General features: G+C 70.4%; 12 protein-coding genes. 5 read left to right on the top strand and 7 right to left on the bottom strand.

The window, feature by feature from the left end:
- Positions 1-201 precede the first annotated feature (201 nt).
- Together ACBY01_RS10030 and ACBY01_RS10025 are read left to right on the top strand one after the other, a co-directional pair.
- Positions 202-1,515 carry an MFS transporter gene (locus ACBY01_RS10030; RefSeq protein ID WP_416460679.1) on the top strand — a complete coding sequence of 438 codons (1,314 nt, stop codon included), beginning with the start codon at positions 202-204 and terminating at the stop codon, positions 1,513-1,515.
- Positions 1,512-3,335: a DUF8034 domain-containing protein gene (locus ACBY01_RS10025; protein ID WP_416460678.1), complete on the top strand. Its 1,824-nt coding sequence runs from the start codon at positions 1,512-1,514 to the stop codon at positions 3,333-3,335. Before ACBY01_RS10030 ends, ACBY01_RS10025 begins: the two co-directional genes overlap by 4 nt.
- 9 nt (positions 3,336-3,344) lie before the next feature.
- Here ACBY01_RS10025 and ACBY01_RS10020 read toward each other — a convergent pair whose 3' ends face one another.
- The 7 genes from ACBY01_RS10020 to ACBY01_RS09990 form a co-directional block, all read right to left on the bottom strand.
- Positions 3,345-4,910: a carboxylesterase/lipase family protein gene (locus ACBY01_RS10020; protein WP_416460676.1), complete on the bottom strand. Its 1,566-nt coding sequence runs from the start codon at positions 4,908-4,910 to the stop codon at positions 3,345-3,347.
- Positions 4,907-5,794 carry a LysR family transcriptional regulator gene (locus ACBY01_RS10015; RefSeq protein ID WP_416460675.1) on the bottom strand — a complete coding sequence of 296 codons (888 nt, stop codon included), beginning with the start codon at positions 5,792-5,794 and terminating at the stop codon, positions 4,907-4,909. Before ACBY01_RS10015 ends, ACBY01_RS10020 begins: the two co-directional genes overlap by 4 nt.
- A gap of 18 nt (positions 5,795-5,812) precedes the next feature.
- A complete protein-coding gene (gene kdgD, locus ACBY01_RS10010) occupies positions 5,813-6,745 on the bottom strand; it encodes a 5-dehydro-4-deoxyglucarate dehydratase (RefSeq protein WP_416460673.1) in 933 nt (310 codons plus the stop codon).
- A 162-nt stretch (positions 6,746-6,907) separates the two neighbouring features.
- Positions 6,908-9,226: a TonB-dependent receptor gene (locus ACBY01_RS10005; protein ID WP_416460672.1), complete on the bottom strand. Its 2,319-nt coding sequence runs from the start codon at positions 9,224-9,226 to the stop codon at positions 6,908-6,910.
- A 64-nt stretch (positions 9,227-9,290) separates the two neighbouring features.
- On the bottom strand, positions 9,291-10,253 hold the full coding sequence (locus ACBY01_RS10000) for a FecR family protein (RefSeq protein ID WP_416460671.1): 963 nt from the start codon (positions 10,251-10,253) through the stop codon (positions 9,291-9,293).
- A 33-nt stretch (positions 10,254-10,286) separates the two neighbouring features.
- A complete protein-coding gene (locus ACBY01_RS09995; protein ID WP_416460669.1) occupies positions 10,287-10,802 on the bottom strand; it encodes a sigma-70 family RNA polymerase sigma factor in 516 nt (171 codons plus the stop codon).
- Positions 10,803-10,874: 72 nt separating this feature from the next.
- Positions 10,875-11,465: a M23 family metallopeptidase gene (locus ACBY01_RS09990; RefSeq protein WP_416460668.1), complete on the bottom strand. Its 591-nt coding sequence runs from the start codon at positions 11,463-11,465 to the stop codon at positions 10,875-10,877.
- Positions 11,466-11,572: 107 nt separating this feature from the next.
- On the opposite strand from ACBY01_RS09990, the gene ACBY01_RS09985 reads away from it, so the two are divergent.
- The 3 genes from ACBY01_RS09985 to ACBY01_RS09975 are packed head-to-tail and all read left to right on the top strand — an operon-like array spanning position 11,573 to position 15,070.
- Entirely contained in the window at positions 11,573-12,379 is an 807-nt protein-coding gene (locus ACBY01_RS09985; protein ID WP_416460667.1) for an aldolase/citrate lyase family protein, read from the top strand.
- On the top strand, positions 12,354-13,214 hold the full coding sequence (locus ACBY01_RS09980; RefSeq protein ID WP_416460666.1) for an inositol monophosphatase family protein: 861 nt from the start codon (positions 12,354-12,356) through the stop codon (positions 13,212-13,214). The genes ACBY01_RS09985 and ACBY01_RS09980 overlap by 26 nt, the downstream gene beginning before the upstream one ends.
- A complete protein-coding gene (locus tag ACBY01_RS09975) occupies positions 13,211-15,070 on the top strand; it encodes an SLBB domain-containing protein (protein WP_416460665.1) in 1,860 nt (619 codons plus the stop codon). The genes ACBY01_RS09980 and ACBY01_RS09975 overlap by 4 nt, the downstream gene beginning before the upstream one ends.
- Positions 15,071-15,074: the final 4 nt, after the last annotated feature.

Genomic DNA, 15,074 nt, shown 5'->3' with positions numbered 1-15,074 from the left:
ACCCCAAGGCGGCATGAATCATTGCGCGCGGCGCACCGATCCGGGGCGATCCGCCATCAAATCCCCGGATCATGCCAGGGAATGACTTGATCGTGCCGGATTTCGACTTGGACCCCTTGCCCCCCGCCGGGTAGCGTACGCCGACGAGATCCCGGACCAGCCCCTGCGAAAAGGGTGCGGCCGGCCAGGAGAGGAACCGCGATGCCCGCATCCAGCCGCCCGAGCCACGTCCGGTTCCGGATCATCGTGCTGATCTTCCTCATCACGTCGATCAACTATGCCGATCGCGCGACCTTCTCGATCGCGGGCAATGCCGCCTCGGTTGAGCTCGGGCTCGATCCGGTCGCGACCGGCTTCATCCTCTCGGCCTTCGCCTGGGCCTATGCGCTCGCGCAGATCCCGGGGGGGGCGCTGCTCGACCGGTTCGGCACCAAGCGCATCTATGCCGGCGCGATCGCGATCTGGTCGCTGCTGACCGCGGCACAGGGGCTCGTCGGCTTTGTGCCGGGCCTGTCGGCGGTGGCGACGCTGTTCGTGCTGCGCTTCCTCGTCGGGCTGGCCGAGGCACCGTCGTTCCCCGGCAACGCGCGGCTGGTCGCCGCCTGGTTTCCCGGCAGCGAGCGCGGCACCGCCTCGGCGATCTTCAACAGCGCGCAATATTTCTCGCTGGTCGCCTTCGCGCCGCTGATGGGCTGGCTCGTCCACAGCTACGGCTGGCGGTCGGTGTTCTGGGTGATGGGCGCGCTGGGGCTGATCGGCGCAGCGACGTTCGTGCGCTACATCCACAGCCCGGTGCGCCACCCCGCGATCAATGCCGCCGAACTCGCGCATATCGCGGCGGGCGGCGGGCTGGTGCACATGGAGGAGCGCGGCGCCGAGACCACCCGCGCGTTCAGTTGGGACAACCTCGGCCGGCTGCTCGGCAGCCGGATGATGCTGGGCATCTACCTCGGCCAATATTGCATCAACGTGCTGACCTATTTCTTCGTCACCTGGTTCCCGATCTATTTGGTCAAGGAACGCGGGCTGAACATTCTGGAGGCCGGGTTCGCCGCGGCGGCGCCGGCGCTGTGCGGCTTCGTCGGAGGCCTCGCCGGCGGCTTCCTGTCGGATCGCATCCTCAAACGCACCGGCAGCCTCGATCGTGCGCGCAAGATCCCGCTGGTGATCGGCATGCTGCTGGCGACGCTGATCATCGCCTGCGTCTGGGCCGACAGCGAGACGTTGGTGGTGGTGCTGATGGCGGTCGCCTTCTTCGGCAAGGGGATCGCGTCGCTCGGCTGGGCGGTGATGGCGGACGTGGCGCCCAAGCAGCTCGCCGGGCTGTCGGGCGGCGTGTTCAACATGTTCGGCAACATCGCCGGCATCGTCACGCCGATCGTGGTCGGCTTCATCGTCGCCGCGACCGGATCGTTCGACTGGGCGCTGGTGTTCGTCGGCGCGCACTGCCTGCTGACGATCTTCGCCTTCCTGGTGATCGTCGGGCCGATCCGCCGGCTGGAGCTGCCGGCATGAGCCTCACCCGCCGCACGATGCTCGGCGGCAGCGCCGCGCTGCTCGCCCTCCCCGCCGCCGCACGCGCCGCGCCCGCGCCGCTGGTCGTCCGCAGCCGGATGGCACCGCCGCGCTGGGCGGTGCTGCAGCGCCGGCTGCTCGCCGCCAACGCCGCCGCCTGCGAAGCTTTCTACACCAAATACGTCGGCGCCGACGACGCGCTGAAGGTGTTCGTACGCTGGGGCGCCAACGACGGACCGGATGACGCGGCGGAGGCGACCAACGACTGGGCGACGCTGCACGCGCTGGGAGCGCCCGACCGGCTGCTCGACCTCACCCGCCGCTTCTGGGAAGGGCATCTGCGGCAATATACCGCCGCGCGCACCACCCAGGTGCCGATCGCGCGCGCGGGCATGTACCACCGCGAGTTCCCGGTGCAGATGGACTGGCAGCACAATGCCGAGGGGCTGACGACCTTCAACGTCCTCGGCATGAGCGCACCGGGCGACCCCAAGCTGGTCGAACGCACCGCGCGCTATGCGGACTTCTACACCGGGCGCGATCCGGCCGTGCCCAACTACGATCCGCAAGCGCGGGTGATCCGCAGCCTGTTCAACGGCAGCCGCGGGCCAATGCTGCGCCAGGCGAACCCGATCGACTGGGCCGGCGACCCGTTCGACCCGGCCCCCTTCCACATGGAGCATGGCGAGGGCAGCTACGCCGAGACGCTGCAGCATTATGCCGAATACGATCATGTCGCCGGCGACAATCCGCTCAACCTTCAGGCGACGACGCTGGGGCTCAACGCCTATGCGCTGGGCGCGGGCGACCGCTTCCGGCAATGGGCGCTCGACTATCTCGGCGCCTGGGCCGAGCGCGCGCGCGCTAACGGCGACCTGTTGCCGAGCTACGTCGCGCTCGACGGTACGGTGGGACGCGACTGGTGGCGCGGCGTCTACGGCTGGGGCTTTTCGCCGGCGGTGCCGCAGACCGGCGTGCGCCAGGACCGCAACCGCGTGCCGCGTTCGATCACCGCCTTCTTCAACGCGCTGCTGCTGAGCGGAGACATGGAGTTTCTGAAACTCTGGCGTCGCCAGAACGCGCGGATCAACGCCGAGGCGCGGACGATCGACGGCGTCGCGCAGACGCCGACGATGTACGGTGCCGCCGGCTGGTACGGCTGGAAGCCCGGCGCCTATCGCACCAACGGCTTCGAGATCTGGTATGCGACCCAGGATGCCGGGGACCTGCGGGCGGCCGGCGAACACCCGTGGATCGACTTCCTCCACGGCCGCGACGATGCCTATCCCGCACGCGCGCTTCAGGCCGATCTCGATCGGGTGGCGGAACGCGTCGCCGCGCGCGCGCGCGATCGGACCACGCCGGAGACGCGGCTCGCCGACTGGCCGATCGATATCAATCCCGCGAGCGCGGCCGCGCTGGTCCAGACGATGACGGGCGGGCTGCACATCGCCCGACCGCCCTGGTCCAAGACGAGCCCGCCGCAGGGCGGCGTGCCGCTCCACTGCCGCCTGCGCTACTTCGACGCCGACCGGCGCCGCGCCGGCGTGCCCGAGGACGTCGCCGCGCTCGTCCACCGGCTGGGCGACCGTTCGACCGAGGTGACGCTGGTGAACCTCGGCCGGCACGCGCGCACGGTGATCGTGCAGGGCGGCAGCTACGGCGAGCATCGCATCGACACGGCGACGGTCGACGGCACCCCCCGCGCCATCGGCGGACGCCATTTCCGCGTGCGGATCGAGCCCGGCTGCGGCGCGCGGCTGTCGCTGGCGATGACGCGCTACGCCAACCGCCCGAGCCTCGCCTTCCCCTGGGCCTAGCGCCGGCGCTCAGCCGCCGGGCTTGAAATAAGGCGCGACCGCGAACAGCAGCCGCTCCTCGCGACGCGGATCGTCCTCCACGCGCACGTCGCGGTCGAAGATCATCGTCGCGCGCTGATCCAGCGTGAAGCGCGGCCACTTCGGCAGGCCGCCGCCATTCGGATCGCCGGTGCGGGCGAAGCGAACGAAGGTGTCCGCCATCGTCGCCGCCAGCCGCCGCGCCGCCGGCGTGTCGCCGGTGCGCGCCTCGGGCACGCGGCTGTTGTCGAACACGAGCGGGATGTCGAGCGAATGGAACGCGCCCATCACCCCGCCCGCCTCCGGCGCCGGGAAGTCGAGCTGGTACATCCAGGTCGGCGCGCCGAGCGCCGCGCGCGCCTCGGCCTGGATCAGGTGCCCCGGCCACGAGCGTCCCGCCGTCGACGCCGCCAGCAGGATCTGCCCCGGCGTGCGCTTCGGATAGAGCGCACGATAGCGGGCGATCACGTGATCGACGCCGACGTCCTTGACCATCTCGCGCATCAGCCGCTCGGGCAGGTTGGCCCACGTCGTGTCGCCGCGCTTGAGCGTCGCCTCCAGCCAGATGCCGGTCTCGTCGTGGGTGTTGCCGACGATCAGCGGGATGCCCGCCGCCTCGCGCGGTGCGTCGGGGAAGAAGGGGTGCCGCGTGAGCAGCTGATGGTCGAGCGTCGAGGTGAAGCTGATCTCGCCCTTGCGCTCGAGCGGATCGGTCGCCGCCATCGCCTCGACCAGGCGTTCGACCGGCAGCGTCGCGAGTTCCGCCACCGACCGCGCGCCCGCCTGCTCCATCCAGAAACGGGCGCGCTGCGTCGCATGGTTGGGACCTGCGGCGGTGACGTGCTGGCCGCTCATCGTCGCGGCGGTGTGGAACAGCGGCCGCGCCTCCGCCATCGCCATCAGCGTGACTACCTTGGCGCCGCCACCCGACTGTCCGAACAGCATGACCCGCCCGGGATCGCCGCCGAACGCCGCGACATTGTCGCGCACCCATTGCAGCGCCAGCACGATGTCCAGATTGCCGACATTGCCGGATTCCGCCGGACCGCCCAGCTGCGCGAGATAGGCGTAGCCGAGCCCGGCAAGACGATGGTTGAGCGTGATCACCACCACGTCGCCCCGCCGCGCCAGCGCTGCCCCGTCGGTCAGCGGGTCGGCGCCCGAGCCATGGGCGTGCGCGCCGCCGTGGCAATAGACCATCACCGGCCGCCGCCCGGCGTCGAGCCCCGGCGTCCACAGGTTGAGGAACAGGCAGTCCTCGCTGGTCGGCTCGCTCGCGCGCGTCTGGGGCGCGGCGGCACCGTAGCGCGTCGCGTCGGCGATGCCCGACCAGGGTTGCGGCGGCAGCGCGCGGCGGAAGCGCCGCGGTGCGGTGTCGGCACCGTAGCGCATCCCCTTGAACGCCAGCACGCCGTCCTGCCGAAGCCCGCGTACCCGGCCGTGGCGGGTGGTGGCGACCGGGTCGCCCCGTCCCGCGCCCGCCCCCGCCCCCGCCGTGGCCTCGGCCACCGCCGGCAGCGCCGCAAGGCCGGCGATCAGGGTGCGGCGGTCGATCATTCGGCCATGTGCAGGCACAGCTCGCGCATCGCCACCAGCGCGGGATTGGCGTTGTCGCTGCGCCACGCCATGTAGAGCTCGACCGGGTTCTCGGGCAGTGTCTCCAGCTGGCGGAACTCGACGTCGAGCAGGTGCAGCTCGGACGCCGACTTGGGCACGATCGCCGCCGCCAGCCCCGCCCGCACCAGTCCCAGCATCGAGTGGATCTGGGTGACGTGCTGGACGTAGTGGGGCGCGACCCCGGCCTCGTCGAACTGCCGCGTCAGCATGTCGTGGAAGTATCCGGCCCCCTGGCGCGCGTACATGATCAGCGGCCGCTCGTGAAAATCGGTGAGCGCCAGCGTCGGCTTCGCCTGCAGCGGATCGCCGGCCGGCAGCGCCACCACCAATGGCTCGTGCAGCATCATCGCCGTCTCGAACTCGGTGCGGGTGAGCGGCGGCCGGACGAAGCCGATGTCGATCAGGCCGGTGAGCAGCGCCTCGACCTGGTCGGTGGTGACCATCTCGCGCAGTTCGAGCTCGATGTTCGGAAGCGCCGCGCGCGCCTGCGCGACGATCTGCGGCAGCAGGCTGTAACCGGACACCGCGGTGAAGCCGATCGCGACGCGCCCGGCATCGCCCTTCGCCACCCGCCGTGCCGACAGCGACGCGCTTTCGGCGAGCCGGAGGATTCGCCGCGCCTCGATCAGGAACACCCGCCCCGCCGGAGTCAGCGCGACGTTGCGGCTGGTGCGTTCGAGCAGCGTCACGTCGAGGATCCGCTCGAGCAGCTGGATCTGCCGGCTGAGCGGCGACTGGGTCATGTTGAGCCGCTGCGCCGCGCGGCCGAAGTGGAGTTCTTCGGCCGCGGCGACGAAGCAGCGAAGCTGGCTGAGCTCGAACATGGTCTCAGCCTAGCGCCGTCAATCCGCCGCGGCGAGGCTTTGGGCGCGCTCGATCAGCACCCGCAACTCGGCCTCCTCCGCCGCGGTGAGGTCGGTGAGCGGCGGGCGCACCGGCCCGGCGTCGCGGCCGACGATCCGGCACCCCGCCTTGACGATCGACACCGCATAGCCCCGGCCGCGGTTGCGCAGCGCGATGTAGGGCAGCACGAACTCGCGCAGCCCGGCGAGCACGACGTCATGCTGCTGCGCGCGCACCGCCTTGTAGAAGCGGAGCGCCCAGTCGGGCAGAAAGTTGAAGATCGCCGAAGAATAGGTGGTGACGCCCATCGTCAGATAGGGGGTGGCGAACGTCTCGGCGGTCGGCAGCCCGCCGATATAGGTCAGCCGATCGCCCATCCGCGCGAAGATCCGCGTCATCAGCTCGATGTCGCCGACGCCGTCCTTGAAGCCGACCAGATTGGGGTTGCGCTCGCACAGCCGCGCCAGCGTCTCGTCGTCGACCACCGCGTTGTCGCGATTGTAGACGATGACGCCGAGCCCGGTCGCACGGCACACCGCCTCGATGTGGCGCTCCAGCCCTTCCTGGCTGGGCTTCATCAGATAGGGCGGCAACAGCAGCAGCCCGTCGGCGCCGGCGCGTTCGGCATCGCGCGCGATGCCGGTGGCGATGGCGGTGCCGTAGCCGCAGCCGGCGATCACCGGCAGCGCTCCCTTCGCCTCCTTGACCGCGGCGGCGACCACCGCCGCCACCTCTGGCGGGGTAAGCGAAAAGAACTCGCCGGTGCCCCCGGCGGCGAACAGCCCCGCCAGCTCGTGCGACAGCATCCAGGCGCAATGCTCGCGATAGGGACCCTCGTCGAATGCGCCGTCTGCATCGAAGTGCGTCACCGGAAAGGACAAGAGGCCCTTGCCCAGGGTGCGCGCCATGTCGGCCGGGCTCGTCGTCGTCACGAAAACATCTCCTCGCCGCAGGGCACCTCCCGCACCCTTGCGTTCGAGGCCAACCTAGGTAGCCGGCCGACGCGGGTCCAAATCAAAGCCGCCATCAATCGATGCGCGCCTTGGCTGGATCGGGAGTGTTCGCGTGGCGGCAACGGAGTGTCGCCGCTTGCCTCAAAAGGCGGCGTCGAAGCCGATGCGGATGCTGCGGGGTTGGAGCGGCGTGATCTGGTCTTCGTCCCGAATCAGGAACGGCGAGCCGAGCGCGAAGCGGTTGCCGCGCGCGTCGAGCAGGTTGGTGGCGGTCAGGCTCAGCCCCCGACGGTCGTCGCCGATCCGCAACTCGAGGCCGGTGTCGAGGTAATCGCCCTGCAGCCGCCCAAGGATCGACCCGATGCCGAGCGTGGACTGACCGATGTAGCGGGCATAGCCGGCGAGATCGAAGCCCGCCGCGGCGCCGAGCCGCCCGGAATAGCGGACGCCGATCCGGCCGCTGCGATCCGCCACGTTGGGCAGCCGCTCGCGATCGATCGCACCGGTTTCCAGCGGCAGGATCGAAAGGGCAGGATCGGTGATCCGGCTGTCGTTGAGGTACAGTGCAGCGTCGACCTCCAGTCCTGCCGCCGGGCGCCAGCGCCCAGACCAGCCCAGCGACCATACCCGCCCGTCACCGATGTTGGCAGTGGTCGGGAAGCCGAAGCCGTCCACGATGTCGGCCTGGATGTTGCGCCAGCGCGTGTGGGACACGGTGATCCCAGCCTCGACGCTATCCCCTTCGACCCGGCCGCCCGCCTCCAGGGTCTCTACCCGATCACCGTTGAACCGCTGGATGAAATCGCGCCGCACCGCGATCCCCCCCGGGCGAAACCCCTGCTGGTAGCGGGCGAAGACCATCGTACCCGCTTGCGGCCGCCACGACAGCGACGCGGACGGCAGCAGGCGCGTTTCGGAACGGGTATCGGCCGCCTCGGGATCGACGCGCAGCGCGATCGATCGAAGGGTATCTTCCGATCGCCCCCCCAGTTTCGAGTGGGTCAGCCGCCCCCCCAGCGTCAGCGTCGTGTCCGCCAGGGGCGCCACCCCGTACTCGCCATAGAGAGTCGTCTCGTCGACCTCGTTGCGGACGCCGGTCAGCAGTTCGCGCGTCGCCGCCTCGCCCATGCGTCGATGGACGCGAGCGCGGTTGCGCAGCGCGCTCGCGCCGATCACCCAGCCCGTGCCGTCCGGTCCCCGTCTCGCCAGCCGCGTCTCGGCAGTAACCATGGCGATCCGGTTGTTCTGGGTAAAGGCGGTGGGAGGCGCCTGAGCGTCCGGCACCATGTCAAGGCGCGTGACGTCGGCGAGCCGCGGGCCCTCGAACTGCTCGAAGACGTGCTGGTTCGCATAGCCGATGGACGAGGTCCACTCGACGGGCCCCAAGGCTTTCCGGACCACGACGTCACCCAGCCAGTAGACGTTGCGATAGGGCTGCGCGACGGTGCTGGCACGCGACAGCCCGTCCTCGAAGCGATCGGCATATTGGCTGTCGTCGCCGACGATCCGCTGGCCGAGGCCGGTCACGTCGATCGTCCAGTCGTCATCCGGCCGATAGCGCAGCGCCGCCCGGCCCCCGATCGTCGCGACCCGGTTGACGTCGTTCAGTCCGCGCTCGCGGTCGTCGATATAACCGCCGTCGATTCCGCCGAACGCCAGCACGCGCAGGCCAAGCCGCCCCTCGACCAGCGGCAGGTTGAGGATCGCGCCGCCGTCCACCCCCGGATCGCCATGCTGGATCGCCTGCACCCCGCCCCACATGTTGCCGCCGGCGCTGCCGAGGTCCGGCGCGTTGGGAACGACACGGACCACGCCGCCAAGCGATCCCGCACCGTACAGCGTGCCCTGCGGCCCTTCGAGCACCTCCACGCTGCGCACATCGTACAAGCGCAGGCTCGGGTCGGGAGCGCTGTAGGTGATGCGGCTGTTGCCCCAATATTGACCGACCGTCGCCTGGGTCGGTCCGACGAAGCTGGAATCGGCGATGCCGCGGATGAACAGCTTGTTGCGGCCGGGGCCGAGATGGGTCGAGGTGACGCTGGCGGCGCGCGTCTCGATCAGACCGGTCCCGCGTGCCGCCTCGGCGACCGAGAGCGTCTCGCCGTCGACGATCTGCGCGCCGCCGGCATAGGCGGCGAGCGGCACGTCTCGCTTCGTCGCCGTGACGACGATTTCTGCCGGACTGGGTTCGATCGCGGGTTCGGCCGGGCGCGGCCGTACCGCGGGCGCATAGGACCGGGCGGGGGCGCGCTCGATCACGAAACTCGCAGAAGCGACGCGCCGAGCCCGGGCCGGCGTTCCGGCGAGCAAGCGCTCCAGCGCCTGCGCCGGCGTGTAGCGCCCGCGCACCGGCTTCACCCGCATGCGCGCGAGCCGCGGATCGCGGAAGCCGATGCTGATCCGCGCCTGTCGGCCCAGGGTACCGACCGCTTCGCCGGCAGTCGCAGCGGGCACGTCCACATCCGCCGCCCGCTCCTGTCCTTGCACAGGCGCGGCCGCCACGAGCAGCACGAGCGGGGCAGCGTTACGGACGCGCACCATCGGGCGGTGTCATCCTCCAGCCGGTGCCCTGCCGCTCGATCCGGACCTCGATCAACGGCCCGATCCGCGCCATCACCGCGTCGGCGCCGCCGTCGAGCATGATCGTCCCCGAGAAGCGGCGGGCCGAGATACGGTCGTCCACCGAAACGGCGACACCCAGGTTGCGAGACAGGTCGTCGGCGACTTCGCCGAGCGCGGCATCGCCGAACTGAAGATACCCCGTGCGCCAGGCGCCGACGGTGGCGGGATCGACCATGCGCTTGCGGGGCTCGGCATCGGCACTCACCCGCTGCAGCATCTCCCCCGCGTCGAGCCGCATCTCGCTCGCCGCCCGGTAGACCACCGCCCCTTCGGCGACCTCTACCGTCAGCGCCCCCTGATCGCCGACGACGTTGAACGTCGTGCCGACGTCGACCAGCCGCGTGCCGTCCGCGGTGGTTACCACGAACGGCCGACGGGGATCGTGGCGGATCTCGAACAGCGCCTCGCCGTCGGTCATCGTCACCGCCCGCGGATTTGCGGGGTCCATCGTCAGCCGGGTGCCTCCGTTGAGCAGGATGCGAGATCCGTCGGCCAGCGCGATCGCGCGCCGCTGCCCTGGCTGGGCGGCATATTCCTGCTCCGGATCCCGATCGAGCGCGAGCCATCCGCCGCCAACCGCCAGAAGCGCCACGCCGGCCGCCACCGCCGGCGCCCGCCAGCGGCGCGCGCGGTCCCGTTGCGGCACGGGATGAACCACCAGCGCCGGAGCCGCAGCCGGCGCTACGTCGAACAGCGCGTCCGCCGCATCGAGATCGTCGAGCACCGCCTCATAGGCGGCATTGTGCACGGGATCGGCCTCCAGCCAAGCGGTGAAGCCGTCCCAATCGGCAAATGCAGGATCGCGGACGCGGATCGCCCAGCGGCGCGCCGCCTCTTCCAGCATGTCGTCGGGTGCAGCGTTCATGCCCATACCTTTGCTGAGACGGAGCCGTTCGGGCTATTCCGCATCGAAACTCTCGCGAAGCTGCGCCAACGCGCGATAGGCCTTTTGCAGGTCCTTCTCGATCGAGCTGAGACTGACCCCCAACTCGCGTGCGATCGCCGCCTGGCCCACGCCGTCGAGGCGATAGCGGCGGAACACCGTGCTGACCCGCGGCCCCTGCGCGGCGAGCACCGACTCCGCCTCGCGCAGGCGCTGGCGGGCGATCAGCACGCGCTCGCCAACCGCCTCCTCATGCTCTACGGCGCTCGCATCATGCCAGTCCTGCTGGCGCCGCGCGCGGCTGACGCTGCTGCGTCGCCGGTCGCGCATCACGTTCTCGGCGGCACGGAAGAGATAGGCGACCGGGTCGGCGATGGGCTGCGACGGCGTCGCGATCAGCCGCTGCCACAAATCGTGGAGCACGTCCTCGGCCTCGTCGCCCGCTCCGCGCGCGGCGAGGAAGCGCAGCAGTCGCGCGCGTTCTTCGACGAGCACCTGCCCCAGGCCGTCGGGTGTCGAGTCCGGTTCCATTGCGCACGGGAAAGCACTCCCGCTCGCGCTTGCCAAGCCCCGTGCGGCAACGTGCAGGGGCGTGCGATGCGCTCATCGCGGCGGACCCCTCAGCGCATCGGCGCCGCCTGGCAGTTCTTGCGGGGAGCGTGGCGCCTGCGCCGCGCGCGCCTGCGAAAAGCGCGAGCGATGCGGCAGTTCGGGCGCTGCCGGCTGTACCACCGGCCCAGCGACCGCTTCCGACGCAGGCGTTGCAGCGGCGCTCAAATAACGCAGCGGATCGACGGGAACGCCGTGGACCCGATATTCGAAATGGAGGTGGCTTCCCGTCGAGCGGCCGGTCGATCCCATTCGTCCGATCACCTGCCCCTGCACCACCGTCTCACCGGGACGGACGAGAATACGCGACAGATGCGCATAGCGCGTCGTGGTGCCGTCCGGATGGGCGAGTTCGATCAGGTCGCCGTACCCGCCACGCCGGGCAGCGACGCACACGACCCCCGACGCGGCTGCCACCACCGGCGTTCCGACGACGCCCGGTAGGTCGACGCCACGATGCACCGCCCTTCCGCCGTTCAGCGGATCGGCGCGGACGCCGAACCGCGACGACACGCGCAGCCCCGTCTTTTCGCGCGCGCCAGCCGCGGCGGGAACCAGCACCAGCAAGGCGAGAAGCAGCCGCATGCACCCCAAACGGAGCCGGCAAGACGAATCCGCATCGCGACGAACGCGTTACGGGTTTGGTCGACCGGCTCCGTTTCTTCCCGGAAAACCATTCCCGGAGGACTGAGATGAGCCCCACCGAAGCGCGCATGCTCGACATGCTCAAGAAGGGCCGCGACCATCACGGCTTCGTCGCCGTCAAGGCCGAGTTCGAGGCCGAAGGCACCCGTCCCGATGAGTTGCTGCGTTTGCTCGACCTCGCGCGCCGAGCCGACCTGAAGGTCGCGCTCAAGATCGGCGGCTGCGAGGCGGTTTCCGATCTCCACGCCTCCAAGCTCTACGGCACCGACTACATCATCGCGCCGATGGTGGAGACCGCCTACGCCCTCGCCAAATTCGCAGACGCGCGGGACAAGGTCTACGGCACCGATCCCGTCGGCACCGAATTCCTGTTCAACCTGGAAACCGAGGCGACGCTGGCGGCGCTCGATACCATGCTGCCGACCGCGGCAGAACGGCTCGACGGCATCGTCTTCGGCCGGGTCGATTTCACGCTGTCCAAGGGCATGCCGCGCGGTGCGATCAACGAGCGGACGATCACCGATGCGGTGCTGGTCGCGGCCGAGGCGTGCCGCCGCCATCACCTCGACCTCGTCGTCGGCGGCTCGGTCGCGATCGAGGCCGCGCCGGCGCTGCGTGAAATCCGACAGGTTCGGCTCGACCGGTTCGAGACGCGCAAGGTCGTGTTCGACGGCGGCGTGGTCGAGGGTACCGACTTCGAAGGCGCGATCGCGCTGGCGACCGCGTTCGAACTCGCCTGGCTGGAGAACAAGCGCGATCTCTATCGCGTGATCGCCGAGGAGGATGCGAGCCGGATCGCGATGATGCGCGAGCGCACCGCCCGCGCCCATGCCCGCGACCTCGTCGCCGCCTGATCCGATGCCGCTGGTTGCCCAAGTCGCCGCGCTGATGCGCGATGTCGCCGAACGCGTGGTGATGCCGCGCCACCGTGCGCTCGCCGCGCATGAGATCGTGGAGAAGAGCCCCGGCGAGTTGGTCACCTGCGTCGATCGCGAGGCGGAGGCACGTCTGCGCGACGGGCTTGATCGGCTCGGCACCGGCGCTCGCATCGTGGGCGAGGAAGCCTGCGCCGAAGACCCCGGCCTGCTCGACGGCATCGGCAGCGGGGCGGTGTGGCTGGTCGACCCGCTGGACGGCACCGCGAACTTCGCAAGCGGCAGCGGCGCCTTCGGCATCATGGTCGCGCTGGTGGAAGAAGGCGAGCCCGTGGCATCGTGGATGCTCGATCCGGTCAGCGGCCGGATGTGCCATGCCGAGCGCGCGCTCGGCGCGTGGATCGACGACCAGCCGGTGCGGGCACGCGGCAGCGGCCGACTGCGCCCGATCGCAGCGCTCGCCAGCCAGTTCATGGCGCCCGACGCGCGCGCCCGTACCCACCGTGTCGCCGAGCGTCGCTTCGCGCTGGAGCCGATCCCGCGTTGCGCGGCCGAGAGCTATCCTCGGCTCGTGACCGGCCGCAACGATGTGGCGCTGTTCCAGCGAATCCTGCCGTGGGACCATGCCGCCGGCGTGCTGTTCCTCACCGAAGCGGGCGGGCGCGCCACACATTGGGACGGCAGCGCCTATCGCGTCGGATCGACGGGTGCCGGTCTGCTCGCCGCCTCCGACTCGTCTCTGTGGGAGCGTGGGTTCGAGGCACTGTCCGGCACCCTGGCCGACGGCGGCTCGCGCCGGACGCTGGCCGCATGATCCTTCACCGTTCGACCCTCCTGGCGGGGGCGACGCTCGCGCTCGCCTCGACGCCTTGCGCGGCGCAGTTGGCCTCGCCAGTGGGCGGCGCCGGCCGCTCCGAGGCAAGCCCCGCAGCCGCCGCTCCGAGCGTCGCGGTGCCCGAGGCAACCCCTGCCCCGTTCGCGCCCGCGCAGATCGTCGTGCCGCCGGCAGAACCGGAGCCGTCTCGTGCGCTTGCGCCCTCGGCCGAGCCGGCTGCCGAGCCGCCCGCTTTGGCGAGCGAGTTCGAGGCGCATGTCGCCGTCGTCGTCGGCAAGCCGCTGCGCCGCTTCGGCGCCGAGCTGCTGGTGCCGGAAGCGCGCGACTTCACCACTCCGACGACCACCGCGATCCCCGCCGATTACCTGCTGAGCCCCGGCGATCAGCTGCGGCTCGATCTGTCGGGATCGGTGCAGGGATCGAACCTGCGGCTAACCGTCGACAGCGAGGGCCGGATCTTCGTGCCGCGGATCGGCGCGATACTGGTCGGCGGCGTGCGGTACGGCGACCTGCGCGATGTGGTCGCCGCGCAGGTATCGCGCCAGTATCGCAACTTCACACTGGAGGTCGGCATCGCCCGGCTGCGTGGACTCACCATCTACGTCACCGGCTTTGCGCGTCGACCTGGCGCCTATACCGTCAACAGCGTCTCGACCCTGGTGAACGCCGTCCTCGCGGCGGGGGGCCCCTCGGAAGGCGGCAGCTTCCGTTCGATCCAGCTGCGCCGCGGCGGACAACTCGTGTCGGACTTCGATCTCTACGATCTGCTGCTGCGCGGCGACAAGACGGGCGACGCCGTGCTGCGGAACGGCGACGTCCTCCACATCGCTCCTGCGGGCGAGCAGGTCGCGGTGACCGGCAGCGTCAACCGCGAGGCGATCTTCGAAATGGGAGCGGGCGAGACGCTCGCCGACGCGGTAGCCTATGCGGGCGGGGTCAGCACCGTCGCCGACGCGAACCGGCTGCTGGTGCTCGACACGCTGGGGAACGGGAACGGCGGCTGGCAGCAGCTCAGCGCCGCCGAAGCCAGCACGCGGCCCGCCCGACGCGGCGACGTGGTGCGCGTACTCACCAATGTCGGCATCGCGCGTCCGGTCGCGCAGCAGCCGGTGCTGGTGACGCTGAGCGGCGAAGTGACCAAGCCCGGCCGATACTATGTCCAGCCGGGGGCAAGGCTAGCGGACGTCGTCGCACAGGCGGGCGGCCTCACACGTGAGGCCTTTCCCTACGCGAGCGTCATCACCCGCGAGAGCGTGAAGGCGCAACAGCGCGAGAGCTTCGCGCGCGCGGTAGACGACATGGAGTTGTTGCTCAGCACCCAGCCACTCGTCTCGGTCAACCGAGCGCAGCTCACCTCTGCAGGCAACCTCAAGCTGATCGAGCAGGTCGTGGCCAAGATGCGCGCGCGAGAGCCGAGCGGACGACTCGTGTTCGACCTGCCGGTGACCGCCGCCGCGCTGCCCGCCGACCTGATCGTCGAGAACAACGACATCATCCAGGTTCCGACCCGCCCCGTTACGATCGGCGTGTTCGGTGCGGTCGCGAGCCCCGCCTCCTTCGCCTATCGCGAAGGACAGACGATCGGCGACGCGGTCGAGAGTGCCGGCGGGATTCAGTCGCTGGGCGACAAGAAGGAGATCTTCGTCGTCCGTGCGAACGGCACCGTGCTGGCGCGGGGGCGGCGCACGCTCAAGATGCCTGCCCTCCCCGGCGATCTGGTCTTCGTGCCGGTGGAAGCCAGCCGCGGTGAGTTCTGGGCGCGGCTGCGCGACATCACCAGCAGCCTGTTCGGAGGGTTGGTCGGCGCGGCTTCGGTGCGGACGCTGGTCGAATGAGGGC

It is taken from the genome of Sphingomonas mangrovi (assembly GCF_047975845.1).
Taxonomy (GTDB): Bacteria; Pseudomonadota; Alphaproteobacteria; order Sphingomonadales; family Sphingomonadaceae; genus Sphingomonas.
Note: the sequence above shows the minus strand (reverse complement) of the source record. Positions and strands in the feature narration are given on the sequence as shown.

Bases quoted from the DNA above. Each gene is read 5' to 3' on its own strand.
- ACBY01_RS10030 (WP_416460679.1), top strand. From the start codon at position 202: ATGCCCGCATCCAGCCGCCCGAGCCACGTCCGGTTCCGGATCATCGTG.
- ACBY01_RS09995 (WP_416460669.1), bottom strand. From the start codon at position 10,802: ATGGAACCGGACTCGACACCCGACGGCCTGGGGCAGGTGCTCGTCGAA.
- ACBY01_RS10020 (WP_416460676.1), bottom strand. From the start codon at position 4,910: ATGATCGACCGCCGCACCCTGATCGCCGGCCTTGCGGCGCTGCCGGCG.
- ACBY01_RS09975 (WP_416460665.1), top strand. From the start codon at position 13,211: ATGATCCTTCACCGTTCGACCCTCCTGGCGGGGGCGACGCTCGCGCTC.
- ACBY01_RS10000 (WP_416460671.1), bottom strand. From the start codon at position 10,253: ATGAACGCTGCACCCGACGACATGCTGGAAGAGGCGGCGCGCCGCTGG.
- ACBY01_RS09985 (WP_416460667.1), top strand. From the start codon at position 11,573: ATGAGCCCCACCGAAGCGCGCATGCTCGACATGCTCAAGAAGGGCCGC.
- ACBY01_RS09990 (WP_416460668.1), bottom strand. From the start codon at position 11,465: ATGCGGCTGCTTCTCGCCTTGCTGGTGCTGGTTCCCGCCGCGGCTGGC.
- ACBY01_RS10025 (WP_416460678.1), top strand. From the start codon at position 1,512: ATGAGCCTCACCCGCCGCACGATGCTCGGCGGCAGCGCCGCGCTGCTC.
- ACBY01_RS09980 (WP_416460666.1), top strand. From the start codon at position 12,354: ATGCCCGCGACCTCGTCGCCGCCTGATCCGATGCCGCTGGTTGCCCAA.
- ACBY01_RS10015 (WP_416460675.1), bottom strand. From the start codon at position 5,794: ATGTTCGAGCTCAGCCAGCTTCGCTGCTTCGTCGCCGCGGCCGAAGAA.